Annotated in this window: 21 protein-coding genes; 9 read left to right on the top strand and 12 right to left on the bottom strand. The window is 73.1% G+C overall.

Translation table 11 applies throughout. The annotated features are described in order from the left end of the window. Positions 1 to 3: 3 nt before the first annotated feature. From ACZ4VA_RS10010 to pssA, 4 genes are all read left to right on the top strand, one after another. Positions 4 to 516, top strand: coding sequence for a MaoC family dehydratase (locus ACZ4VA_RS10010; RefSeq protein ID WP_355782007.1), 513 nt, complete (start codon positions 4 to 6; stop codon positions 514 to 516). A gap of 2 nt (positions 517 to 518) precedes the next feature. Next, positions 519 to 1,724 (top strand): acyl-CoA dehydrogenase family protein, encoded by a 1,206-nt coding sequence (locus ACZ4VA_RS10005; protein ID WP_356237839.1) that lies wholly within the window; start codon positions 519 to 521, stop codon positions 1,722 to 1,724. 169 nt (positions 1,725 to 1,893) lie between these two features. After that, positions 1,894 to 2,550, top strand: a complete 657-nt coding sequence (locus ACZ4VA_RS10000) for a phosphatidylserine decarboxylase (RefSeq protein WP_121406992.1) — start codon at positions 1,894 to 1,896, stop codon at positions 2,548 to 2,550. Continuing rightward, positions 2,537 to 3,391: a CDP-diacylglycerol--serine O-phosphatidyltransferase gene (pssA, locus tag ACZ4VA_RS09995; protein WP_356175211.1), complete on the top strand. Its 855-nt coding sequence runs from the start codon at positions 2,537 to 2,539 to the stop codon at positions 3,389 to 3,391. The genes ACZ4VA_RS10000 and pssA overlap by 14 nt, the downstream gene beginning before the upstream one ends. Positions 3,392 to 4,075: 684 nt before the next feature. Here pssA and ACZ4VA_RS09990 read toward each other — a convergent pair. Genes ACZ4VA_RS09990 through ACZ4VA_RS09970 form a run of 5 tightly spaced genes read right to left on the bottom strand, consistent with a single transcriptional unit; the run spans position 4,076 to position 8,975 of the window. Then, a complete protein-coding gene (locus ACZ4VA_RS09990) occupies positions 4,076 to 5,359 on the bottom strand; it encodes an ABC transporter substrate-binding protein (protein WP_468080703.1) in 1,284 nt (427 codons plus the stop codon). Then, positions 5,356 to 6,465, bottom strand: a complete 1,110-nt coding sequence (locus tag ACZ4VA_RS09985; RefSeq protein ID WP_468080701.1) for a branched-chain amino acid ABC transporter permease — start codon at positions 6,463 to 6,465, stop codon at positions 5,356 to 5,358. The genes ACZ4VA_RS09990 and ACZ4VA_RS09985 overlap by 4 nt, the downstream gene beginning before the upstream one ends. Then, the gene (locus ACZ4VA_RS09980; protein WP_355790622.1) at positions 6,458 to 7,348 is read right to left on the bottom strand and encodes a branched-chain amino acid ABC transporter permease; all 891 of its coding nucleotides are present in this window, start codon (positions 7,346 to 7,348) and stop codon (positions 6,458 to 6,460) included. Before ACZ4VA_RS09980 ends, ACZ4VA_RS09985 begins: the two co-directional genes overlap by 8 nt. Further along, positions 7,345 to 8,181, bottom strand: coding sequence for an ABC transporter ATP-binding protein (locus tag ACZ4VA_RS09975; RefSeq protein WP_388902999.1), 837 nt, complete (start codon positions 8,179 to 8,181; stop codon positions 7,345 to 7,347). Before ACZ4VA_RS09975 ends, ACZ4VA_RS09980 begins: the two co-directional genes overlap by 4 nt. Next, positions 8,169 to 8,975: an ABC transporter ATP-binding protein gene (locus ACZ4VA_RS09970; RefSeq protein WP_356166698.1), complete on the bottom strand. Its 807-nt coding sequence runs from the start codon at positions 8,973 to 8,975 to the stop codon at positions 8,169 to 8,171. The genes ACZ4VA_RS09975 and ACZ4VA_RS09970 overlap by 13 nt, the downstream gene beginning before the upstream one ends. 196 nt (positions 8,976 to 9,171) lie before the next feature. Between ACZ4VA_RS09970 and ACZ4VA_RS09965 the strand changes: the two genes are divergently transcribed. Then, the gene (locus ACZ4VA_RS09965) at positions 9,172 to 10,377 is read left to right on the top strand and encodes a PucR family transcriptional regulator (RefSeq protein ID WP_355794632.1); all 1,206 of its coding nucleotides are present in this window, start codon (positions 9,172 to 9,174) and stop codon (positions 10,375 to 10,377) included. A 148-nt stretch (positions 10,378 to 10,525) separates the two neighbouring features. Here the strand turns inward: ACZ4VA_RS09965 and ACZ4VA_RS09960 are convergent, their stop codons facing one another. Then, positions 10,526 to 11,644 carry a glycerate kinase gene (locus ACZ4VA_RS09960; RefSeq protein WP_356166989.1) on the bottom strand — a complete coding sequence of 373 codons (1,119 nt, stop codon included), beginning with the start codon at positions 11,642 to 11,644 and terminating at the stop codon, positions 10,526 to 10,528. Between the two features lie 184 nt (positions 11,645 to 11,828). Here ACZ4VA_RS09960 and ACZ4VA_RS09955 point away from each other — a divergent pair, with 184 nt between their 5' ends. The 3 genes from ACZ4VA_RS09955 (at position 11,829) to ACZ4VA_RS09945 (ending at position 14,314) form a co-directional block, all read left to right on the top strand. Then, positions 11,829 to 12,905: an ADP-ribosylglycohydrolase family protein gene (locus tag ACZ4VA_RS09955; protein WP_468080697.1), complete on the top strand. Its 1,077-nt coding sequence runs from the start codon at positions 11,829 to 11,831 to the stop codon at positions 12,903 to 12,905. 63 nt (positions 12,906 to 12,968) lie between these two features. Continuing rightward, positions 12,969 to 13,472, top strand: coding sequence for an NUDIX hydrolase (locus ACZ4VA_RS09950; RefSeq protein ID WP_355786464.1), 504 nt, complete (start codon positions 12,969 to 12,971; stop codon positions 13,470 to 13,472). Between the two features lie 119 nt (positions 13,473 to 13,591). Continuing rightward, complete coding sequence (locus ACZ4VA_RS09945) at positions 13,592 to 14,314, top strand: SIR2 family NAD-dependent protein deacylase (protein ID WP_355786467.1); 723 nt, start codon at positions 13,592 to 13,594, stop codon at positions 14,312 to 14,314. Positions 14,315 to 14,385: 71 nt separating this feature from the next. Here ACZ4VA_RS09945 and ACZ4VA_RS09940 read toward each other — a convergent pair whose 3' ends face one another. Then, a complete protein-coding gene (locus ACZ4VA_RS09940) occupies positions 14,386 to 14,871 on the bottom strand; it encodes a methylated-DNA--[protein]-cysteine S-methyltransferase (RefSeq protein ID WP_356166703.1) in 486 nt (161 codons plus the stop codon). A gap of 37 nt (positions 14,872 to 14,908) precedes the next feature. Beyond that, entirely contained in the window at positions 14,909 to 16,387 is a 1,479-nt protein-coding gene (locus ACZ4VA_RS09935) for an AlkA N-terminal domain-containing protein (RefSeq protein ID WP_356166706.1), read from the bottom strand. Positions 16,388 to 16,623: 236 nt separating this feature from the next. On the opposite strand from ACZ4VA_RS09935, the gene ACZ4VA_RS09930 reads away from it, so the two are divergent. Beyond that, a complete protein-coding gene (locus ACZ4VA_RS09930; protein ID WP_355786476.1) occupies positions 16,624 to 16,986 on the top strand; it encodes an ArsR/SmtB family transcription factor in 363 nt (120 codons plus the stop codon). Between the two features lie 114 nt (positions 16,987 to 17,100). On the opposite strand, the gene ACZ4VA_RS09925 is transcribed toward ACZ4VA_RS09930, so the two are convergent. The 4 genes from ACZ4VA_RS09925 to ACZ4VA_RS09910 all read right to left on the bottom strand — a co-directional run bounded on the left by ACZ4VA_RS09925 (position 17,101) and on the right by ACZ4VA_RS09910 (position 22,098). Continuing rightward, positions 17,101 to 17,613 (bottom strand): O-acetyl-ADP-ribose deacetylase, encoded by a 513-nt coding sequence (locus ACZ4VA_RS09925; RefSeq protein WP_355786479.1) that lies wholly within the window; start codon positions 17,611 to 17,613, stop codon positions 17,101 to 17,103. Beyond that, positions 17,610 to 19,019 (bottom strand): phytoene desaturase family protein, encoded by a 1,410-nt coding sequence (locus tag ACZ4VA_RS09920; RefSeq protein WP_356166710.1) that lies wholly within the window; start codon positions 19,017 to 19,019, stop codon positions 17,610 to 17,612. The genes ACZ4VA_RS09925 and ACZ4VA_RS09920 overlap by 4 nt, the downstream gene beginning before the upstream one ends. 266 nt (positions 19,020 to 19,285) lie before the next feature. Beyond that, positions 19,286 to 20,113, bottom strand: coding sequence for an inositol monophosphatase family protein (locus tag ACZ4VA_RS09915; protein ID WP_356237838.1), 828 nt, complete (start codon positions 20,111 to 20,113; stop codon positions 19,286 to 19,288). Between the two features lie 149 nt (positions 20,114 to 20,262). Continuing rightward, positions 20,263 to 22,098, bottom strand: a complete 1,836-nt coding sequence (locus ACZ4VA_RS09910; protein ID WP_468080692.1) for a gamma-glutamyltransferase family protein — start codon at positions 22,096 to 22,098, stop codon at positions 20,263 to 20,265. Positions 22,099 to 22,171 lie beyond the last annotated feature (73 nt).

Below are 22,171 nucleotides of genomic sequence, written 5' to 3'. Positions count from 1 at the left end.
ACCATGCAGTTCGGACGCACCTACGAGGAGTTCGAGGTCGGCGCGGTCTACAAGCACTGGCCCGGGAAGACCGTCACGGAGTACGACGACCACCTCTTCTGTCTCCTGACGATGAACCACCACCCGCTCCACATGGACAGCAACTACGCGGAGCGGACGACCGACTTCGGGAAGAACGTCGTCGTCGGGAACTACATCTACTCGCTGCTGCTCGGCATGTCGGTCCCCGACGTCTCGGGCAAGGCGATCGCCAACCTGGAGGTCGAGTCGCTCAAGCACGTGGCGCCGACCTTCCACGGCGACACGATCTACGGCGAGACGACGGTCCTCGACAAGACCCCGTCGAGGTCCAAGACCGACCGCGGGATCGTCTACGTCGAGACCAAGGGCTACAAGCAGGACGGCACGCTGGTGTGCGTGTTCCGCCGCAAGGTGATGGTCCCCACCGAGACGTACATCAAGGAGCGCGGCGGCGAGCAGCCCGGCCGCCCGGAGCTGAAGGCACAGGAGAAGTAGCCATGGCGCGACTTGCCCAGACCGCCGGTCTCACCGACATCCAGCGGGAGATCCTCTCCACCGTCCGCGACTTCGTGGACAAGGAGATCATCCCGGTCGCGACCGAGCTGGAGCACCGCGACGAGTACCCGCAGGCGATCGTCGACGGTCTCAAGGAGTTGGGCCTCTTCGGGCTCATGATCCCCGAGGAGTACGGGGGTCTGGGTGAGTCGCTGCTCACCTACGCGCTGTGCGTGGAGGAGATCGCGCGCGGCTGGATGTCGGTCTCCGGCATCATCAACACGCACTTCATCGTGGCGTACATGCTCAAGCAGCACGGCACGCAGGAGCAGAAGGACCACTTCCTGCCGCGCATGGCGGCGGGCGACGTGCGCGGCGCGTTCTCCATGTCGGAGCCGGCGCTCGGCTCGGACGTGTCGGCCATCACGTCGAAGGCGGTGAAGGACGGCGACGAGTACGTCCTGAACGGCCAGAAGATGTGGCTGACGAACGGCGGGACGTCGACTCTGGTGGCCGTTCTGGTCCGGAGTGACGAAGGACACCCCGAGGGCACCGCGCCCCACAAGTCGATGACGACCTTCCTGGTGGAGAAGGAGCCCGGCTTCGGCGAGGTCCGCCCCGGCCTCACCATCCCCGGGAAGATCGACAAGATGGGGTACAAGGGCGTCGACACCACCGAGCTGATTATGGACGGACTGCGCATTCCGGCCAATCGTGTGCTCGGCGGGACCACCGGCCGAGGGTTTTACCAAATGATGGACGGCGTGGAGGTCGGCCGCGTGAACGTGGCGGCCCGCGGCTGCGGCGTCGCCCAGCGCGCCTTCGAGCTGGGGGTTTCCTACGCGCAGCAGCGCCACACCTTCGGCAAGCAGATCGCCCAGCACCAGGCGATCCAGTTCAAGCTGGCCGAGATGGCTACCAAGGTCGAGGCCGCGCATGCCATGATGGTGAACGCAGCACGCAAAAAGGACTCCGGGGAGCGAAACGACCTCGAAGCAGGGATGGCGAAGTACCTCGCCTCCGAATACTGCAAGGAAGTCGTGGAAGACGCCTTCCGGATCCACGGCGGCTACGGCTTCTCCAAGGAGTACGAGATCGAGCGTCTCTACCGTGAGGCGCCGATGCTGCTGATCGGCGAAGGTACCGCCGAAATCCAGAAAATGATCATCGGGCGCCGGTTGCTCGAAGAGTATCGACTGCAGGGCTAGATGTCCTGATTCGGGGTGTTTTCTTCGAGAAGAAGATCACACCCCGTCAACACTCTTCGGCCGCCGACTCAGCTTCCTGGCTTGCCCAGTTGTGGCCCGCGACCGGTACGATCCCGGGAAAGCCGCCGTCCCCCGTTCAGCGCGGCATCATCCGCTACGAAGGTCATCCATGCCCCACAGCCAAACCTCTGCACCTCGCGACAGCCGAGTCGGCGTACGCCTCGCGCGCGGAGCATCGCCGTGGCTTCTCCCGACCGTCGCCACCGCAGCACTCAGCCTCGCCCGCGCGCGCCGCTCCGGCGCCGCCAAGGCCGTGGCCGTACCCGTCACCGCGCTCGCGGCGGGCATGCTGTGGTTCTTCCGCGACCCCGAGCGCGAGATCACCCAGGGCCGGGTCATCTCGCCGGCCGACGGTGTGGTGCAGAGCATCATGCCGTGGAAGGACGGGCGCACCCGCGTCGCGATCTTCATGAGCCCGCTGAACGTCCACGTCAACCGCGCGCCGCTGGCCGGCACGGTGACGTCCGTGGAGCACATCCCCGGCGGGTTCGTCCCGGCGTTCAACAAGGAGAGCGAGAACAACGAGCGCGTCGTCTGGCACTTCGACACCGAACTCGGTGACATCGAGATGATCCAGATCGCCGGTGCCGTGGCCCGCCGCATCGTGCCCTACATCCCGCAGGGCACCAAGGTCGAGCAGGGCGAGCGGATCGGCCTGATCCGCTTCGGCTCGCGTGTCGACATCTATCTCCCCGAGGGTGTCGAGGTGGACGTGGAGGTCGGTCAGAAGACCGTGGCTGGGGTGACTCGCATTGACCGTGGTTGATCCCGAGACACAGGCCGGCTGGGTGCCGGAGGCCGACGAGCTGGACGACGCGGAGGAGATGCCGCTGTCCCTCCGCCTCTCGATAGCGGACACGCTCACGCTGGGTAACGCCACGTGCGGCTTCATGGCGGTGTACTTCACCACCACCGGCATCCTGATCCCGCACCTCACCGGCAGCCAGGAGACGGGCATGGCGCGGCACAGCGCCGCCACGGCCGTCATCCTGATGCTCTGCGCCGCCGTCTTCGACCTGTTCGACGGCCTGGTCGCCCGCAAGCTGCGCTCGTCCCCGATGGGCGCGGAGCTGGACAACCTCTCCGACCTGATCAGCTTCGGACTCGCCCCGGCGTACTTCGTGCTGGTCTACGGGATGGTCGCGGACGACGCGCACCAGCGGGTGGCCGCGGTGGGCGCCATCGTGGTCCTGCTGGCGGTCGTGCTGAGACTCGCGCGCTTCTCCTGCGTGACGGTGAAGGACGGCACCTTCCAGGGCATGCCGAGCCCCTTCGGCGCGCTGACGGTGGTCTCGATCGTGCTCCTGGAGCTGCCCTTCGTGGCCACGCTCCTGGCGATCATCGGCACCGCCTGGCTGATGGTGAGCCGCGTCGAGTACCCGAAGCCGCGCGGTCCGCTGGCGGTCGCGATGCTCTCGTGGATCGTCGCCGCGATGGGTCTGCTGGCGGCCTGGGCCTTCGAGGCCCCCGGCGGTCAGCTCCTGCTCCAGACGGGCTGTGCGCTCCAGCTGGTCCTCGGCGCGGTGATCCCGCTCTTCGCGACGGCCCGGCGGGTGAACACCTTCCGGGACAACCGGCGCGAGGCGCGTGCGGCGCAGCTGCCGTAACCCCTGTACGCGAGCGAAGGGCCCCGAACCGGTCGGTTCGGGGCCCTTCGTCCGTCCCGGGTCCCGCCCGAGCCGGCGCCCGCCTCACCGCCGCCCCCGGGGCTTCCCGGCCCCCGACGTCCGGCTTAGCGGCGTGGGTGCTTTCCCGGCCGCCGACGCCCGGCTTACCGCCGTGGGTGCTTTCCCGGCCCCCCGTCCGGCGCCTCCCCGGCCCGACGTCCGACGCACCGATGTCCTACGCACCGCAGTCCGGCGCATCGCCGTCCTTCGCGTCCCAGCTCGACGCCCGCCTCGCCGCCGTCCGGCGCCTCCGTGGCTCTACGCCCCGCCCGCCGCCGTCCGGCAACTCCGTGGCGTAAGCGGCCCGGCGCTCGGTCACTCCGCGCCCCGCTTCGGCCACCCCGCCCCTACGCGTTCCCGGCCCAGGCCGCCCTGCGGACGCCCTACGCGGCCCCAGGACGCCCTCGGGCCGCCTCCCGGGGCCCCGACGTCATTCCCGGCCTCCTGGGCGCTCAGTGGGGCATACAGGGCTTTCCCGGGGATCTCGTGTCATGCGGCCCGGTTCCGTACGAAGGCGAGGGCTGTCCGGGCCCCTGAGCGGGCCCGTACGGCCGCCTGGGCGCGTGCACAGCCGTGGGGCCCCGCACCGGACTCGGTGCGGGGCCCCACGGCTTCAGGAGCGGATCAGCCGGCCGGGGTGTAGCTCTCGGCCACCGACGCCGCCTCGGGCTGCCGCACGACCTTCGTGCCGCCCACCGCGCTCTTGTCGGGCTGCAGGATGACGCTCTGCTTGGAGGACGGTGCCGCCGGGTCCGAGAAGTTCTGCGGGATCCCGAAGCCCGTGTCGACGTCGTCCAGGGTCAGCAGGGCCTTGTCGACGCCCTCCCGGGTGAGGTCCTTGCTCTTGCAGGCCGTCTTCAGCGCCTCGCCGAAGACCGAGGCGGCGGTCCAGCCGGCCACCACGCCGTTGTCGAGCGAGTCCTTCGGGTACGCGGCCTTGTAGTCCTTCACCAGCTTCTTGGCGGCCGGGGTGTCGCCGCCGATCGGCAGGGCCGGCGAGGCCACGTAGTAGTTCTTCTCCAGGGCCGGGCCCGCCTGGGTGGCGAGCAGCTGCGGGGCGAACGCCGAGTTGTTGCCGATCACCGGGACGCCGAAGCCCCCGGCCGCCGCGACGCCGACCAGCGAGGCCGCCTGCCGCGGGCCCGCGCTGATCACGATCCCCTTGACGCCCGCCTTCTTCAGCGCGGCGACCTGGGCGGTCATGTCGTTGTCGGTCGGCTTGATCTTCTGCTCCACGATCTTGAGACCGGACTCCTTCGCCATGTGCTTGGCGCCGGCCAGGGCGCTCTCGCCGTAGTCGCCCTCGAAGTACACGTGACCGATCTTGTCGCCCTTCTTGACGCCCTTCTCCTTCATCAGGAAGTCGATGGCGTTGATCGTCTCGACGTCGTAGGTCGAGCCGATGACCCGGATGTACGGGCTGCCGAGCAGCGAGTTGGACCACGCCTGCGGCAGCACGAGGCCCTTGTCCTGGCCGTCGATGCGCTTCTTGACGGCGGCGACGAACGGCGACCCGATGAACTGGGCGAAGCCCAGCACCTTCGGCTCCAGCTCGGTGTAGCCGGCGACCGCCTTCTGCGGGTCGTAGCCGTGGTCGCGGATGGCGAGGTCGACCTTGTAGCCGCAGACCCCGCCGTCCGCGTTGAGCTGCTTCACGTACAGCTGCTGGGCCTGCGTGACGCTCTTGCCGAGGGTGGCGTAGACGCCGGTCATGTCGGTGAGGACGCCCAGCGTGATGGTCTTGCCGGAGATGCCCTCGCCGGTCTTCACCCCGCTCGCGTTCCCCTTGTCGCCCTCGTCGTCCTTGGCCTTGGAGCTGCAGCCGGACAGTACGATCAGCGCGGCCAGCGCGCCCGCGGCGGCCCGGGTCGCGTACACCCGAGACCTGCCAGTGGTACCCGTAGTCATCGTTCCTCCACAGAAGTCGTCCTGACGCGACGCCGCGCGGCCACCCTGACCAGGCCGCCCGGCAGAAAGAGCACCACCGCCACGACGGCGGCGCCGTACAGGTACCGGGACGCCTCGCCCGGTGTGATCCCGCCCGTCCCCGGTGCGGAGACGAGCGGCAGTACGTCGCTGTACCGGGTCAGCAGCTGCGGCAGCAGCGAGACGAACGCCGCGCCGACCACCGCCCCGGAGACCGAGCCGAGCCCGCCGATGACGATCATGGCGAGGTACTCGAGCGAGAGCGTGATGCCGAAGTAGTCGGGCACGGTCCGCTGGAAGATCAGGGCCAGCAGCACACCGGCGAGGCCCGCGTACATCGAGGACAGGACGAAGACGGCGGCGCGGTAGCGGGCCACCGGCACGCCGATCACCCCGGCCGCGATCCGGTGGTCCCGGATCGCGTTCATGGCACGCCCCGGGCGGCCCCGCAGGACCCCGCGGGCGAACAGCGCGCCGGCCAGCAGCAGTACGAGACCGAAGTACCAGAGCTTCTCCGCCGAGCCGAAGGGCACGGCGGCCACCACGGTCTCCTGGTCGTCGAAGGTGAGGCCGAACAGGCTCAGGGCCGGTACGTCCCGGCCGTTGAAGCCGCCCGTGAGGTCCCGCGCGTTGAACAGCACGTGCTGGCCGATGAAGATCAGCGCGAGGGTGGCGATGCCCAGGTAGGCGCCGCGCAGCCGGCCGGCGATGGGGCTGAACAGGCCGCCCGCCGCGCCCGCCACGAGCACGGCGAGGATCACCGCCAGCCAGGTCGGCAGCCCGAGTCCGGTCAGCCCGTCGGAGCCGTCCCCCGCGAACACGCAGTAGCCGTAGGCGCCGATCGCGAGGAAGAAGGCGTGCCCCATCGACAGCTGGCCGGTCGCGCCGGTCAGCAGGTTGATGCCGATGGCGCCGATCGCCGCGGCCATGGCGAACAGCCCGGCCTGGAGCCAGAAGCGGTCCAGGTAGAACGGGAACGCCAGCAGCAGGACCGCTCCGGCGGCCAGGACGTAGGGCCGCGGGCGGGTGAGCCGGGCCGGACGGCGGCGCACCGGGGCCGTCTCGGTGCGGGTGAGGACCTCAGACACGGGCCAGCTCCTTCGTGCCGAACAGTCCGGCGGGCCGGACGAGGAGGATCGCGACCATCACCAGGTAGGGGGCGAGGTCGCCGAGTCCCCGGCCGAGGAAGGTCAGATCGCTCTGGTAGCCGGTGGCCAGCGACTCGGTGATGCCGACGAGCAGGCCGCCGACCAGGGCGCCCGTGGTCGAGTCCAGGCCGCCGAGGATCGCGGCCGGGAAGGCCTTCAGCGCGGCCAGCGAGGTGGCCCGCTCCAGTCCCGGGGTCGGGAAGACCGTCAGGAACAGCGCGGCCACGGCCGCGAGACCGCCGGCCACGGCCCAGGCGCCCAGGGACACCCGGCCCAGTCGTACGCCCATCAGCGCTGCCGTCTCCGAGCTCTCGGCCGCCGCCCGCATCGCCACGCCCCAGGAGGTGTAGCGGAAGGCGAGCAGGAAGACCGTGATCAGCAGCGCGGCGGCGACGAACGCGGCGATCCTGGTGTGGGCGAGCGAGATCGGCCCGAGACTGAGGACCGCGTCGCCCCACGGGTCGCCCAGGGAGAGGACGTCGGTGCCGATACGGCGGGTCAGCTCGGTGGTGAGCAGGATGTCGACGCCGATGGTGACGATCGCCAGCACGCTGTGGTCGGAGCCCCGGTAGCGGCGCATCACGAGGAACTCGACCGCCGCGCCGACCAGCGCGGCGCCCAGGATGCCCACGAGCAGGGCGGGCCAGAAGCCGATGTCGTCGTGCAGGACGGCGGTGACGTAGCCGCCCGCCAGCAGCAGTGAGGCGTGAGCGAAGTTGACGACCTCGGTGGCCCGGAAGATGACCACGAAGCCGAGTGCGATGAGGGCGTAGACGGAGCCCATCGAGACGCCGTTGAGCAGGAGTTCGGCGAAGGTGCTCATGAAGCGGTCTCCTCCCCAAGGTAGGCGCGGACCACGGCCGGGTCGTTCTGGACGTCCGCGGGGGCGCCGTCCGCGATCCGGCGCCCGAAGTCGAGTACGGTCACCGCGTCCGCGAGCCGCATCACCACCCCCATGTCGTGTTCCACCAGGACGATCGAGATGCCGAGGCTGTCGCGGACGCCCGCGATCACCGCGGCGGTGCGGCGCCGTTCGTCGCCGGTCATGCCGGCGACGGGTTCGTCGAGGAGCAGCAGGCGCGGCTCCATGCACAGCGCCCGCGCCAGTTCGGCGAGCTTCTGCTGCCCGTACGGCAGGGAGCCGGCCGGGCGGTCCAGGCAGTCGCCGAGACCGACGAAGTCGGCGATCTCACGGACGCGTTCACGGTGCCGACGCTCCTCGCGGGCCGCCGCCGGCAGGCGCAGCCCGGCGGCGACGAAGCCGGACCGGGTCAGCCGGTGCCTGCCGAGCAGGAGACTGTCCTCGACGGTGGCGAGCGGCGGCAGGGCGAGGTTCTGGAAGATGCGGGCCACGCCGAGCCCGGCGATGCGGTGCGGGGGCAGCCCGGTCAGCTCGTGCTCGCCGAAGCGGACGCTGCCCGCGGTGGCGCGGTAGACGCCGGACAGGACGTTGAAGCAGGTCGACTTGCCCGCGCCGTTCGGCCCGATGAGGGCGTGCACGGTGCCGGGGCGGACGGTGAAGCTCACGTCGTCCAGGGCGAGGAGCCCGGAGAAGCGCACCGTCAGCCCGCTCACCTCCAGGGCGGGGACGTCGGTGGTACCGGTGTCGGCGGCAGCGGCGGTCTTGGTCTCCACGCGGCGCGTCACCCCTTCCATCGGGTCAGGGCCGGCAGCGTGCCGCCGGCCCGCGAGGCGTCGGCGGCCGCGTCCTCGTCGACGACGCCCAGGTAGCGGCGGCGCACCTCGTCGGAGGCGGCGAGTTCCTCCGCGGGGCCGGAGAGGGTGACCTCGCCGACCTCCAGGACGTAGGCGCGGGAGGCGAGCCGCAGCGCGAGCGCCGCGTTCTGTTCGACGAGCAGCACGGAGGTGCCCTGGGCGTTGATCTCGCGGACGGTGTCCGCGATCCGGGCGGCCATCAGCGGGGCGAGACCGAGCGAGGGCTCGTCCAGGAGGAGCACGCTGGGGGCCGCCATGAGCGCGCGGCCGACGGCGAGCATCTGCTGTTCGCCGCCCGACAGCAGGCCGGCGCGCTGCTGGGCGCGGTCGGCGAGCACCGGGAAGAGCTCGTGGACGCGGCGCAGGGCGGCGGTCCGCTCGGCGCGCCCCCCGCTCGCGCCGAGCGCTCCGGCCCGCAGGTTGTCCGCGACCGTCATGCGGGCGAACACCCGCCGTCCCTCGGGCACCTGGGACACCCCCGCGGCCACCACCCGGTCCGGCGACACGCCGTCCAGACGCCGGCCGCCGAGGGTCACCGTGCCCTCGGTCACCGCCCCTCCGTGGAACGACAGCGTCCGGCACACCGCCCGCAACAGCGTCGACTTGCCCGCTCCGTTGCCGCCCAGCACCGTCACCACGGCGCCCTCGGGCACCTCCAGGGACACCCGGCGCAGTGCGCGCACCGGGCCGTATCCGACCGACAGGTCCCGTACGACCAGACCGGAACCGTCCATGGCTTCTCCCTCCTGTCGTCCTCGCTCGCCGACCTCGCTCGGTGGCGCTCACAACAGCACCGGCGGAGCGCCCCGTCCACGGCCCGGTGGCGAAACGCTGCGGGTGACCAGCGAGTGCGGCCGGCCGTTGTGCGCGCGCACAACACCGCGTGTCAGGGGCCTGCCGAGGGCGTCGTACCGGTGGCATCCTGCGGCCATGGGAGCGCGCAGAAGGCGTACCGGCCATGACTGGAAACTGCTCGCGGAGGCCTGCACCGCGCTGCTGGAACGGCTGCCGGAGCTGGTCGACGAGCACGTGCGGCAACTCGCGGAGCACTCCCCCGTCTACGGGCAGGTGCTCGCGTACGACCAGCAGTGGCGGGAGGCGGAGGAGGCGATGCGGATCGGGATCGAGACGATCTCCGCGCCGCGGTCCTCCCCGCGCCGTGACCTGGAGTACGCGGAGGACGCCGGGCGGCGGCGCGCCCAGCAGGGGCTGCCGCTGGAGTTACTCGTGCACTCCTACCGCAGCGCGGGCTATCTGGTGTGGGACGCGTTGATGGAGGGCGCCGCGGGCAGGGAGCCGGAGCGGCTCGGGGCGCTGATGCGGTCGGCGACGATGGTGTGGTCGGCGGTGGACGCCCAGGCCGCGGCGGCCTCGGAGGCGTACCGGGCGACCGAGATGGAGCTGCGGCGGCGCACCGACGAGCAGTTGCAGGCCCTGCTGGACGCGCTGCTGGAGGGCCAGGAGGCCCCGGGGCTCGCGGCGCGGGCGGCGGCCGGCCTCGATCTGCCGGAGCGGGGGCCCTATGCCGTGGTGGTGCTGCGGTCGGAGCGGCGGGACGGCCGGGAGGCGTTCCACCGGCCGGTGCAGGGGGCGGGGTTCCGGTTCGTCTGGCGGATGCGGGCGGACTGCGAGGTCGGGGTGGTGGCCCTGGGTCCCGGCCAGGACCTGGACGGGGTCGCCCGCGTGCTGGCGGGCCGCTGCGTCGGTCCCGGCGGGATCAGTCCCGTCGTGGCGGGCCTCGCCGAGCTGGGGCGGGCCCGGCGGCTGGCCGAACTGGCGCTGCGGACGTGTCCGCCGGACGCGAGCGAGGTCGTACGGCTGGACCAGCGGATGCCGACGGCCCTCGTGGTGAGCCAGCCGGAGCTGGCGGGGCGGCTGGTCTCCGACATCTTCGGCGAGCTGCTCACCCTGGAGCCGGCGGACCGGGCGGTGCTGCTGGAGACGCTGGACGTGTGGCTGGCCTGCGAGGGGTCGGCCGGGCGGGCGGCGGGCCGCCTGTACTGCCACCGCAACACGGTCTTCAACCGGCTGCGCCGCCTGGAGCAGCTGACCGCCCGTTCCCTGGCCCGGCCCCGGGACCTGATCGAGATGACGCTGGCACTGGACGCGTACCGGTTGTCGGGGGCGCGGGGGTGAGACGGGGCGCGGGGTCCGAGGGGGCGACGGTCGGATGGCCGGACGGGCCGGTGAGCGTCCGTTTCCCGCAGGACGGCAGGGGCCGGCCCTCATGCGCCGCCCAGCTGGGGGTGAGCGCTCGGGCCGGCCCGAGTCCGGACGGCAGGGGTCAGATCAGGAAGTCACGCCCGATGTTCTCGGCGACCCGCTCCAGGATGGGGCCCGCGTCGGCGATGCACTTGGCGATGTCGGGCTCGACCTCGGTGAGGGCGTACGCGCGGCGGATGCCCGCCTTGCCGAGCGCCTCCGGGGGAAGGGCCAGGCGGCCGCAGACCGCGACGACCTCCTTGCCCGCCGCGCGGGCCGCCGTGGCGACGCCCGCGGGTGCCTTGCCGTGCAGGGTCTGCTCGTCCAGGGAGCCCTCGCCGGTGATCACCAGGGTGGCGCGCTCCAGGGCGGGCGCGAAGCCGAGGACGTCGAGCATGACCTCGATGCCGGGACGGAACCGGGCGCCCAGGACCAGGGCCCCGTAACCGATGCCGCCCGCGGCTCCCGCGCCGGGCGCCTGGGCGTACTCGGCCGCCTCGGTGCCGACCGCCTTCTCCAGCACGGTGGCGAAGTGGGCGAGCGCGGCGTCCAGGGCCGCCACCTCGTCGGGGCTCGCGCCCTTCTGCGGCCCGTACACGGCGGGCGCGCCCTTGGGGCCGGTGAGCGGGTTGTCCACGTCGCTGGCGAGGACGAGGTCGACCTCGGAGACCCTGGGGTCGAGGCCCGACAGGTCGGCGGTAGCCAGACCCGCCAGAGGGCCGCCGCCGGGGGCGACGGGCTCGCCGTCGGCGTCCAGGAAGCGGGCACCGAGGGCGGACAGCATGCCGGCGCCGCCGTCGGTGGTGGCGCTGCCGCCGACACCGAACACGATGGTCCGCGCCCCCGCGTCCAGGGCCGCGCGCAGCAGCTCGCCCGATCCGTACGTGGACGCGGTGAGCGGCGCGAAGACGCCCGCGGGCAGCCGCTGGAGGCCGCTCGCCTCCGCCATCTCCACGACGGCCGTGTCCCCGCGCAGCGCGAACGCCGCCTCGACCTCGTCGCCCAGCGGCCCGGCGACGCGGACCGTACGGCGCTCGAACCCGGCCGCGACCGCCGCGTCCACGGTGCCGTCGCCGCCGTCGGCCACGGGCAGCGCCTCGACCTCGGCGTGCGGGGCGACCCGGTGCAGCCCGGCCGTCACCCGCTCCGCGACCTGCACGGCCGTCAGCGATCCCTTGAACTTGTCCGCGGCGATGAGCACGCGCGCCGCCCGCGGAGTCCGATTCACAGCGTCCGCCACCTTGCATTCCCCTTGCTTTCGCGCCTTGCTCACGTCAAGGCAGTCGCGCCGCTGCGACCTTAACCGCAGGAGGGGCGCCCCGTCATGCCCCGTCCCGCGCCTCGAAACCCGCGCGTCGGGGCCCGTCACCGGGTACACCGGAGCTATGACCCCTGTGGGCAACGAACTCGACGACCGCGTCCTCGGGGGCTGGCTGGGCCGGATCGCGGGCAACATGCTCGGTAAGCCGGTCGAGCAGGGCGACCACTGGACGCGGGAACGCATCGACCGCTATCTGCGGCAGGCCGGCGCCCTGCCGCTCACCGACTACCTTCCCGAGCCCGCCGACGAGAGCACCGCTCTCGCGCTGCGTCCCGAGTGGCGGCAGTGCGTCCGGGGCCGGATCCACGGCAGCTGCCGCGACGACGACGTGGACTACGCGATCCTCGGCCTGCACCTGCTGGAGACGTACGGCTTCGGGTTCAGCACCGAGCAGGTCGGCGACCTGTGGCTGCTGCGGCTGCCGTTCCTCCAGACGTTCACCGCGGAGCGGGCGGCCTACCGGAACCTCGCCAACGGCCTCAAGCCGCCGCTGACGGCGACGTACGACAACCCCTACCAGGAGTGGATCGGCGCCCTGATCCGCGCCGACGTCCACGGCTGGACCCACCCCGGCCGGCCCCGGCTCGCGGCCTCGCTGGCCCGCCGGGACGCCGTCCTGTCGCACACCGGGAACGGGGTGTACGGGGCGATGTGGGCGGCGGCGCTGATCTCGGCGGCGTTCACCGCGCCCGGGGTGCGGCACGCCCTCGACACGGCGCTGACGGTGATCCCGGCGAGCAGCCGGCTGTCCCGGACCGTACGCCGGGTGATGACGCTGCACGAGACGCGGCTGAGCTGGGAGGACACGCTCACCACGCTGGCCGACGAGACCGCCGGGCTCGGCTGGATCCACACCGTCCCGAACGCCGCCGTCCTGACCGCCGGGCTCCTGTACGGCGACGGCGACTTCACCCGCACCGTCACGCTGACCGTCCGCGGCGGCCTGGACACCGACTCGAACGGCGCGACGGCGGGCTCCGTCGCGGGCGTCCTGTGCGGGGCGGCGGCGATCCCGGCACAGTGGCGGGACCCCCTGGAGGACACGGTGCGCAGCGCGGTGTTCGGCTTCGACGGGGTGCGGATCAGCGAGCTGGCCGACCGGACGGTGCGGCTGGCGGCGGAGGCGGAGAAGGTGGCCTGACCGGCGCGGATCGGTCCAGCCCGGGACCGGGGGACGCCTGGCACCGGCCGCTACCCTTTCCGGATGACCTCTTCACAGACCGCTGCGGACTTCGCCACGTACATCGCCGGTCTGCCCCGCGTCATCGTCGGGGCGGCCGCGCTCTTCCGCGACGCCGAGGGACGGGTGCTGCTCGTCGAGCCGAACTACCGGGAGGGCTGGGCCCTGCCCGGCGGCACCGTCGAGTCGGACGACGGCGAGACCCCGCGGCAGGGGGCGCGCCGCGAGACGGCCGAGGAGATCGGGCTCGACGTGAGCCTGGGACGGCTGCTCGCGGTGGACTGGGTGCCGGGGGCGGACAGGCCGCCGCTGGTGGCGTACCTGTACGACGGCGGGGTCCTCGGCGCGGACGACCTCGCGGCGATCCGGCTCCAGGAGGAGGAACTCCTGTCCTGGCGCCTGGTCCCCCGGGAGGACCTCACCGCCCACCTGCCGGGCGCCCTTGGCCGCCGTGTACTGGCCGCCCTCGACACCCTCGCGGACGCCACGGGCACGGCGGAACTGGAGAACGGCCACAGGGTGGGCTGACGGGGACCGGGGCAGGACGCGACGCGGGCGGGCTCCGTCTTCCGGGGTTCGCGCCCGGCTCCGCGGCCTCGGAGCATATTCGTTCGCCGCGCCCCGGCCGGGCTCCTACCCTCGGCACCATGAACAAGCCTCTGGTCGCGATTCTCAGCGGTGCGGGGATCTCCACGGACTCGGGCATCCCGGACTACCGCGGGCCCGACGGGCTCTGGCGGCGGGATCCCGACGCGGAGAAGCTCGTGACGTACGAGTACTACATGGGCGACCCCGAAATCCGCAGGCGCTCCTGGCGGATGCGGCGTGAGACAGGGGCGCTCCGGGCCGAGCCGAACGCGGCGCACCTGGCCGTGGCCGAGCTGGAGCGGTCCGGTGTGCCGGTGCGGGTGATCACGCAGAACGTGGACGGACTGCACCAGCTCGCCGGGATGCCCGCACGCAAGGTCCTGGAACTGCACGGCACCGCGCGGGAGTTCGTGTGCACGGGGTGCCACGTGCGCGGCCCGATGGAGGACGCCCTCGCGCGCGTCGACGCCGGGGAGGACGACCCGCCGTGCCTGCGGTGCGGCGGCATCCTCAAACCGGCGACCGTCATGTTCGGCGAGCACCTCGACCCGGTCGTCCTCGGTGAGGCGCTGGCCGTCACCAAGGCCTGCCAGGTGTTCATCGCGGTCGGCAGCACCCTTCAGGTGCACCCGGCGGCGGGCCTCGCCGGCGTGGCCGCCGACCAAGGCGCCCGGTTGATCGTCGTCAACGCCGAACCGACCCCCTACGACGACCGGGCCGACGAGGTCGTACGGGAGCCGATCGGCACCGCGCTGCCCGAACTGCTGCGCAACCTGCGGTGAGTGGCCGGCGCGTCGCCGGCGGGCGGCCACGGCAGTGAGCATTCGGCAGGGCAACAGGAAGCGGACGCGCGTCAGTCGAAGAGGGCGGCGCCGCGTTCGAAGTCGAGGAGGCGTCGTTTGCGGTCGAGGCCGCCGCCGTAGCCGGTGAGGCTGCCGTCGGCGCCCACCACGCGGTGGCAGGGCACGATGATGCCGACGGGGTTCTTGCCGTTGGCGAGGCCGACCGCGCGGGAGGCTCCCGAGTTGCCCAGGATCTCGGCCAGTTGGCCGTACGAGCGGGTCTCGCCGTAGGGGATCAGGCGCAGTTGCTCCCAGACCCGGCGCTGGAACGGGGTGCCGTCGAGGTGCAGAGGGAGGTCGAAGTCCTTCGACTCCCCCGCGAAATAGGCCTCCAGCTGCTCCCGCGCCTCCCCGAACGGCGTGTCGTCGGGGTCGCCGAAGTGCTCCTCGGCCGGGCGGTGGCGCTGGCCCACCATGTAGAGGCCCGACAGGACCCCGTCTGTGGCGACGAGGGTGAGGGGGCCGTAGGGGCTGTCGATGACGGTGTGCTGTTTCACAGTCGGTTCCTCGGAGTCGCTCGTGTCGTCAAGTCGCTCAGACGGGCAGGAAGTTGATGGGGTGGCTGTCGGTCGCCCACAGGTACTGCACCGCGTAGGCCCGCCAGGGGCGCCAGGCGGCGGCGCGTGCGGTGAGCGCGGACGGCGTGGAGGGCAGGCCCAGCTCCTTCGCCGCCTTCCGGATCCCGAGGTCGGTGGGGAGGAACGCGTCCGGGTCGCCGAGGGCGCGCATCGCGATGACGTCGACGGTCCAGGGCCCGAAGCCGGGCAGCGCCAGGAGCCGGGCGCGGCTCTCCTCCCAGTCGCTCTCGACGCCGAGACGCAGTTCCCCGTCGGCGAGTTGACGGACGAGGGTGGCGAACGTGGCCCGACGCGTGCGGGGCATCGCGAGCGACTCGGGGTCGACCGCGGCGAGCGCCTCGGGGGCCGGGAAGAGGTGGGTCAGGCCGCCCTCGGGGTCGTCCACCGGTTCGCCGTGCGCGCGGACCAGGCGGGCCGCGTGGGTGCGGGCGGCGGCCGTGGACACCTGCTGACCCAGGACGGCCCGTACGGCGAACTCGGCCTCGTCGACCGTGCGCGGGACCCGGCGGCCGGGCGCCTTGTCGACGAGCGGGGCGAGCAGCGGATCGGTGCGCAGCTGGTCGTCGACGGCCACCGGATCGGCGTCGAGGTCGAGCAGTCGGCGGCAGCGGCTGATGGCGACGGGCAGGTCCCGCAGGTCGCTGAGGGTGAGGCGGCAGCCGATGTGGTCGGGCTCGGGGGTGAGCGCGGCGACACCGTGCCCGTAGGGCAGGCGCAGCGTGCGCCGATAGGCTCCGTCGCGCCACTCCTCGACCCCCGGCACCGCGGTCGCCGCGAGGTGCCCGAAGAGGTTGTCCGGGTTCAGCGGGGCACGGAACGGCAGGCGGAGCGTCAGCGCGCCGGGCGCGGGCGCCGCCTTCCGCGGGACCCGGGTACGCAGCTCGCTCGGGGAGAGCGCGAAGACCTCGCGCACGGTGTCGTTGAACGTGCGGATGGAGGAGAAACCGGCGGCGAAGGCGACCTCGGCCATGGGCAGGGTGGTCGTCTCGATGAGCAGCCGCGCGGTCTGGGCGCGCTGGGCCCGGGCGAGCGCGAGCGGCCCGGCGCCCAGTTCGGCGAGGAGCTGGCGTTCGATCTGGCGGGTGCTGTAGCCGAGGCGTGCGGCGAGGCCGGGCACGCCCTCGCGGTCCACGGTCCCGTCGCCGATCAGGCGCATGGCGCGGGCGACGAGGTCGGCGCGCTGGTTCCACTCCGGCGAACCGGGGCTGGTGTCCGGGCGGCACCGCTTGCAGGCCCGGAACCCGGCCTGCTGGCAGGCGGCCGCGCTCGGGTGGAACGTCATGTTCTCCGGCTTCGGCGGCACCACCGGACAGCTGGGCCGGCAGTAGATCCGGGTGGTCAGGACGGCCGTGAAGAACCAGCCGTCGAATCGCGCGTCCTTGGACTGGACGGCGCGCACGCAGCGCTCGGTGTCGGTGTGCATCCCGTTCCGCATGCCTCAAGGATCCGGCACCGACGGAGCCGAGGCTCGCGAGAATCCGACATGTGCCTTCGGGGAGGGGGACGGGGCGGGAACGGGGACGGGGAGAGAGGCCCCGGGGTGATCGAGCCGAGGCCCGCCCACGCATCCCGCTCCCTCTCACCCCCGCGTCCCGCGCGTCCCGCCCGGCCCACCCAGAGACACATGAAGAGCCGTTCATGTCTCACGGTGCGATGAGTAGGATGAACCCCATGGGTCATGGAGCCGTCACCGCCGCGAAGGACGCCACCGGGCGCGTACGCCTCGACGCGGCCAACGCCGCCAAGGTGGCCACCACGCTCCAGGCCCTGTCCACGCCCTCCCGCCTGCTGATCCTGGCGCGGCTGCGCGAAGGACCGCTGCCCGCCACGGAGTTGGCCGCCGAGGTGGGCATGGAGCAGTCGGCGTGCTCGCACCAGCTGCGGCTGCTGCGCAATCTGGGGCTGGTCGTCGGCGAGCGCAACGGACGCTCGGTCGTCTACGCGCTGCACGACCACCACGTCGCCGAGCTCCTCGACCAGGCCGTCTACCACGTCGAACACCTGCGCCTCGGGATCAGCGACTCCGCCGATTAGCAGACGCCCGGAGCCGTCACCTCACGTACGCGCTCCCGCGCCCCCGCCAAGGGCGACCCACGACCGCCCACCCGGGCGGGCACGCGCCCAGGCCCCCGCCCCCGCCCTCGGGCCTCAGTCCAGCCGGTCGGCGAACGCCGCGTAGGCGCGCTCGTCGAAGAGCACGAACCGTACCTCCTCGACGGGCGGAGCCGCGGCCTCGCGGACGGTCTCCACGGCGATCCGCGCGCCGTCGTCCAGCGGCCAGCCGAAGATCCCCGTGGAGATCGCCGGGAAGGCCACGGTCCGCGCGCCCAGCTCGGCGGCGACCCGCAGGGACTCGCGGTAGCAGGAAGCGAGCAGCTCGCCGCGGTCCTCGTCGGCCGACCAGACCGGGCCCACCGTGTGGATCACCCAGCGCGCGTCCAGCTCGCCCGCCGTGGTGGCGACGGCCCGGCCGGTGGGCAGGCCCTTGCCGTAGTGGGAGGCACGGAGCCGGCGGCAGTCGGCCAGGATCGCGGGGCCGCCGCGCCGGTGGATGGCGCCGTCGACCCCTCCCCCGCCGAGCAGCGAGGAGTTGGCGGCGTTCACGACGGCGTCGACGCTCTGCCGGGTGATGTCGCCCTGGACGAGGGTGAGGGTGGTCATGAGCTGCGCAGCCTCCTCCAGACGGCCTTGGCCGCGTTGTGCCCCGACATGCCGTGCACGCCGGGTCCGGGCGGGGTGGCCGACGAGCAGATGAAGACGGCCGGGTGCGGGGTGCTGTACGGGAACAGGGTGGGCCTCGGCCGCAGCAGGAGCTGGATGCCGGCCGCCGCGCCGCAGGCGATGTCACCGCCCACGTAGTTCGCGTTGCGGGCGGCGAGCTGGGGCGGGCCGGCGGTCGCGCGGGCCAGGACGCGGTCGCGGAAGCCGGGCGCGAAGCGCTCCAGCTGGCGCTCGACGGCGTCGGTGAGGTCGCCGCTCCAGCCGTTCGGGACGTGGCCGTACACCCAGAAGACGTGCTTGCCCTCGGGTGCCCGCGACGGATCGGCGACGCTGGGCTGCACGGTGATCAGGAAGGGCACGTCGGGTGCCCGGCCCGCGCGGGAGGCCGCGTGCAGGGCGGTGGCGATCTCGGCGCGACTGGCGCCGACCTGCACGGTCCCCGCCCGGCGTGCCTCCCGCGCCGTCCAGGGCACGGGTCCGTCCAGCGCGTAGTCGATCTTGAAGACTCCCGCGCCGTACCGGAAGCCCTCGTAATGGCGGCCGAATCCGGCGATACGGGCGAGGGCGGCCGGTGAGGTGTCGAAGACGTAGGCGCGGGCGGGCGGGAGGTCGTCGAAGTGCTTGACCTCGTAGTCCGTGTGGACGGCTCCGCCGAGGTCCTTCAGATAGGCGGCGAGCGCGTCGGACAGGGACTGCGAGCCGCCGCGCGCCACGGGCCAGCCGCGGGCGTGCGCGGCGAGGGCGAAGACGAGGCCCACGGCGCCGGTGCCGACACCGCTGAGCGGGGCCATGACATGCGCGACCAGGCCGGCGAAGAGCGCCTGGGCCCGCTCGTCCCGGAAGCGGCGCATCAGCCAGGTCGACGGCGGCAGACCGGCCAGGCCGAAGCGGGCGAGGGTGACCGGGTCGCGGGGCAGGGAGGTGAGCGGCAGGGACATGAAGTCCCGGACCAGCGTGTCCCATCGGGGCAGGAAGGGCTCGACCAGTCTGCGGTAGGCGCCGGCGTCACGCGGGCCGAGGGAGGCGGCCGTCTCCGCCACCGAACGGGACAGTACCGCGGCCGTGCCGTCCGGGAACGGGTGCGCCATGGGCAGCTCGGCGTGCAGCCACTCCAGTCCGTACCGCTCCAGGGGCATCGCGCGGAACGCGGGCGAGTTGATGCCCAGCGGGTGCGCGGCGGAGCACGGGTCGTGCCGGAATCCGGGGAGGGTCAGCTCCTCGGTGCGGGCGCCACCGCCCACGGTGCCGTGCGCCTCGAACACCGCCACCGAGAAACCGCGGCGGGCCAGCTCCACGGCAGCCGTCAGTCCGTTAGGTCCCGCACCCACCACGACCGCATCGAGCATCGACGGCACCTTCGGACTCCTTTGTCAGCCGATGGCCACTGGGGATCAGGATATGCCGGGGCTCGACGGCCCCGACGGGGCGGGCGGTCACCGGGACGCGTCCCACCGGGGTCAGGGCGTTCCGCGACCGAGCCGGTCCACCGCTCCAGGCGGGTCCCGGACGGGCCGTCCCGCCTGTTCGAGCGGTCCACGGCCGAAGCATCGCACCGGCCCTGGCCCGCATGGCCGAGACGTACTCGCGGCGCGGCGGATCCGTGGTGGAGGCGTCAGACGCCGCGCGCCAGCAGGTCCACCACGCGGCCCGCCGTGGCGGCGTCCCGGGCGGCAGTGAAGGGGAGGGTGTTGCCACCGGTGATGCGGAACGGCTCCCTCGCGAGCGTCAGGTGGGCGCCGCCCGCCTCCTCGACCAGCAGCAGGCCCGCGGCGTGGTCCCAGGCGGCCTCCCAGCTGAAGGCGGTAGCGTCCAACTCGCCCCGGGCGACGGCGAGATACTCCAGTCCGGCGGAACCGCACGGGCGTGGGCGGACGCCCTCGGTGCGCAGACCGAGCAGCGCCCGCTTCTGCTCCTCGGTCGTGTAGTCCGGGTGGGAGGTGGCGACGCGCAGCTCGCCGCCGGGAGCGGGCGGGCCGGAGCGCAGGGGCGTGCCGTCCACCACGGCACCCCGTCCGCGGACCGCGGTGGCGAACTCCTCGCGGGCGGGTGCGAACGTCCAGGAGGCGTGCACGACTCCGTCCAGCGCGAGCGCGACCAGCGTGCAGAACCCGGGGTCGCCGTGCACGAACTGCCGTGTCCCGTCGACCGGGTCGACGATCCAGACCGGGGCGTCGCCGCGTATCGCCTCGTACGTGGCGGGGTTGGCGTGCACCGCCTCCTCGCCGACGACGACCGATCCGGGCAGCAGCGCGGTGAGCGCTCCCGTCAGATACTCCTCGGCCTTGCGGTCGGCGTCGGTCACCAGGTCGTGCGGGCCGGTCTTCTGGTCGATCTCGTGCGCGGCGAGCTGCCGGAAACGCGGCATGATCTCGGCGGCGGCCGCCTTGCGGACCGCCTCTTCGACGTCTGTCACGTGCTGTGCGAGAAACTCTTCGATCATGCCTCCATGACAGCACGGACCTCTGACAATCCCCGCCCGCCCGGTGTATGCCGGGTGGAATCGGCATGAAACACCGGTGCCCGTCCGGCGGGGAGGGCGTCGGGAGTGCGGCGGCCGTCCGCGGGGACGGCGCGCTGGGGGCGCGGCCCTCAGCGCCCGACCGCGTAGCCCTGCATCCCCCGCGGGTTCGCCGCCGCGGACAGCACGCCGGTGCGCGGGTCCCGGGCGACCGCGCACAGGCGTCCCTCGGTCCACGCCCCGCCCACCAGGACGTCGTGGCCCCGGCGCCGCAGTTCCCTCACGACCTCCGGGTCCGTGCGGGACTCGACGGTGACACTGCCGGGGCGCATGCCGCGGGGGTAGAAGGAGCCGGGGAAGCTGTCGTTGTGCCAGTTCGGGGCGTCGACGGCGCCCTGGAGATCGAGGCCGCCGCGCACCTCGGGGCGCAGGGCGACGGCCAGGAAGAAGTGCGTCTGCCACTGGTCCTGCTGGTCGCCGCCCGGCGTGCCGAACGCCATCACGGGCACCCCGTCGCGCAGGGCGAGGGACGGGGTGAGGGTGGTACGGGGCCGGCGGCCCGGGGTGAGGGAGTTCGGCAGCCCCTCCTCCAGCCAGGTCATCTGGAGGCGGGTGCCGAGCGGGAAGCCCAGTTCCGGCACGACGGGGTTGGACTGGAGCCAGCCGCCGCTGGGGGTGGCGGCCACCATGTTGCCCCAGCGGTCCACGACGTCGAGGTGGCAGGTGTCGCCGCGGGTGCCCCCGTCCGCCGCGACGTCCGGTTCGCCGGGCACCGGGGACAGCGGGCTCGCGGCAACGGTGGGCTCGCCGGCGCCCGGCACGCCGAGCGGGTCGAAACCGGCCTCCCCGGCGGCCGTCACGAGCGCGTGGCCGCTGAGCCCCGGGGCGCGTCCTCCGGGGCTGCCGGGCCGCAGCTCGTACGAGGCGGCGTCGCCGACGAGGGCGCGCCTCGACGCGTTGTACGGCTCCGACAGCAGTTCGCGCAGGGGCACTTCGGCCGCGTCGCCGTACCAGGCCTCCCGGTCGGCCATGGCGAGCTTGCAGCCCTCGATCAGGAGGTGCATGTAGTCGGCGGAGCCGGGGGCGGGCAGCTCCGGGGGCAGCAGGGCGAGCTGCTGGAGCATGACCGGGCCCTGGCTCCAGGGGCCCGCCTTGCACAGGGTCCAGCCCCGCCAGTCGTACGTCGCCGGGGCCTCGTAGGACGCGGACCAGGCGGCCAGATCGGCGGCGGTCAGCGTGCCGGTGTGGCGCTCGCCGCTGGTGTCCAGCGTGGGCCGCTCCGCCTGGCGCACCAGGGCCTCGGCGATGAACCCGGAGCGCCACACGCGGCGGGCCGCCTCGATCTGCGCCTCCCGGTCCCCGGCGTCGGCGACTTCGGCGAGCAGCCGGCGCCAGGTCGCGGCGAGGGCGGGATTGCGCAGGAGTTCCCCGGGGCGCGGGGCGCGGCCGCCGGGCAGATACACCTCGGCCGACGACGTCCACTCGGTCTCGAAGAGTTCGCGCACCGTCTCCACGGTCTCCGTGACGCGCTCGACGGGCGGGTGGCCGTCCTCGGCGTATCCGATCGCGTACTTGAGGACGTCGGCGAGGGCGCGGGTGCCGTGGTCGCGCAGGAGCAGCATCCACGCGTCGAAGGCGCCGGGCACCGCGGCGGCGAGGGGGCCGGTGCCGGGGACGAGGTCCAGGCCGAGGGACCGGTAGTGGGCGACCGTCGCTCCTGCCGGTGCGACGCCCTGCCCGCACAGCACCCGCACCTCGCCGCCCGCGGGGGCGAGGATGACGGGGACCTCGCCCGCGGGGCCGTTGAGGTGCGGTTCGACGACGTGCAGGACGAAACCGGCGGCCACCGCGGCGTCGAAGGCGTTGCCCCCGTCCTCCAGGACGGCCATCGCCGACTGCGAGGCGAGCCAGTGCGTGGTGGACACCATGCCGAAGGTGCCCTGGAGTGTCGGTCGGGTGGTGAACACGGGCTGACTCCTCGCTGCGGGGCGGGCGTTGGACGATCGTAGGCATGCCCGTCCGGCGGCCGGGCGCCCCTCT

This window comes from Streptomyces sp. NPDC028308, from assembly GCF_055565855.1.
Note: the sequence above shows the minus strand (reverse complement) of the source record. Positions and strands in the feature narration are given on the sequence as shown.

Coding starts and splice junctions, on each gene's coding strand:
- ACZ4VA_RS10010 (WP_355782007.1), top strand. CDS start 4: ATGCAGTTCGGACGCACCTACGAGGAGTTCGAGGTCGGCGCGGTCTAC.
- ACZ4VA_RS10005 (WP_356237839.1), top strand. CDS start 519: ATGGCGCGACTTGCCCAGACCGCCGGTCTCACCGACATCCAGCGGGAG.
- ACZ4VA_RS10000 (WP_121406992.1), top strand. CDS start 1,894: ATGCCCCACAGCCAAACCTCTGCACCTCGCGACAGCCGAGTCGGCGTA.
- ACZ4VA_RS09990 (WP_468080703.1), bottom strand. CDS start 5,359: ATGACTACGGGTACCACTGGCAGGTCTCGGGTGTACGCGACCCGGGCC.
- ACZ4VA_RS09980 (WP_355790622.1), bottom strand. CDS start 7,348: ATGAGCACCTTCGCCGAACTCCTGCTCAACGGCGTCTCGATGGGCTCC.
- ACZ4VA_RS09975 (WP_388902999.1), bottom strand. CDS start 8,181: ATGGAAGGGGTGACGCGCCGCGTGGAGACCAAGACCGCCGCTGCCGCC.
- ACZ4VA_RS09970 (WP_356166698.1), bottom strand. CDS start 8,975: ATGGACGGTTCCGGTCTGGTCGTACGGGACCTGTCGGTCGGATACGGC.
- ACZ4VA_RS09965 (WP_355794632.1), top strand. CDS start 9,172: ATGGGAGCGCGCAGAAGGCGTACCGGCCATGACTGGAAACTGCTCGCG.
- ACZ4VA_RS09955 (WP_468080697.1), top strand. CDS start 11,829: ATGACCCCTGTGGGCAACGAACTCGACGACCGCGTCCTCGGGGGCTGG.
- ACZ4VA_RS09950 (WP_355786464.1), top strand. CDS start 12,969: ATGACCTCTTCACAGACCGCTGCGGACTTCGCCACGTACATCGCCGGT.
- ACZ4VA_RS09945 (WP_355786467.1), top strand. CDS start 13,592: ATGAACAAGCCTCTGGTCGCGATTCTCAGCGGTGCGGGGATCTCCACG.
- ACZ4VA_RS09935 (WP_356166706.1), bottom strand. CDS start 16,387: ATGCGGAACGGGATGCACACCGACACCGAGCGCTGCGTGCGCGCCGTC.
- ACZ4VA_RS09930 (WP_355786476.1), top strand. CDS start 16,624: ATGGGTCATGGAGCCGTCACCGCCGCGAAGGACGCCACCGGGCGCGTA.
- ACZ4VA_RS09925 (WP_355786479.1), bottom strand. CDS start 17,613: ATGACCACCCTCACCCTCGTCCAGGGCGACATCACCCGGCAGAGCGTC.
- ACZ4VA_RS09920 (WP_356166710.1), bottom strand. CDS start 19,019: ATGCTCGATGCGGTCGTGGTGGGTGCGGGACCTAACGGACTGACGGCT.
- ACZ4VA_RS09915 (WP_356237838.1), bottom strand. CDS start 20,113: ATGATCGAAGAGTTTCTCGCACAGCACGTGACAGACGTCGAAGAGGCG.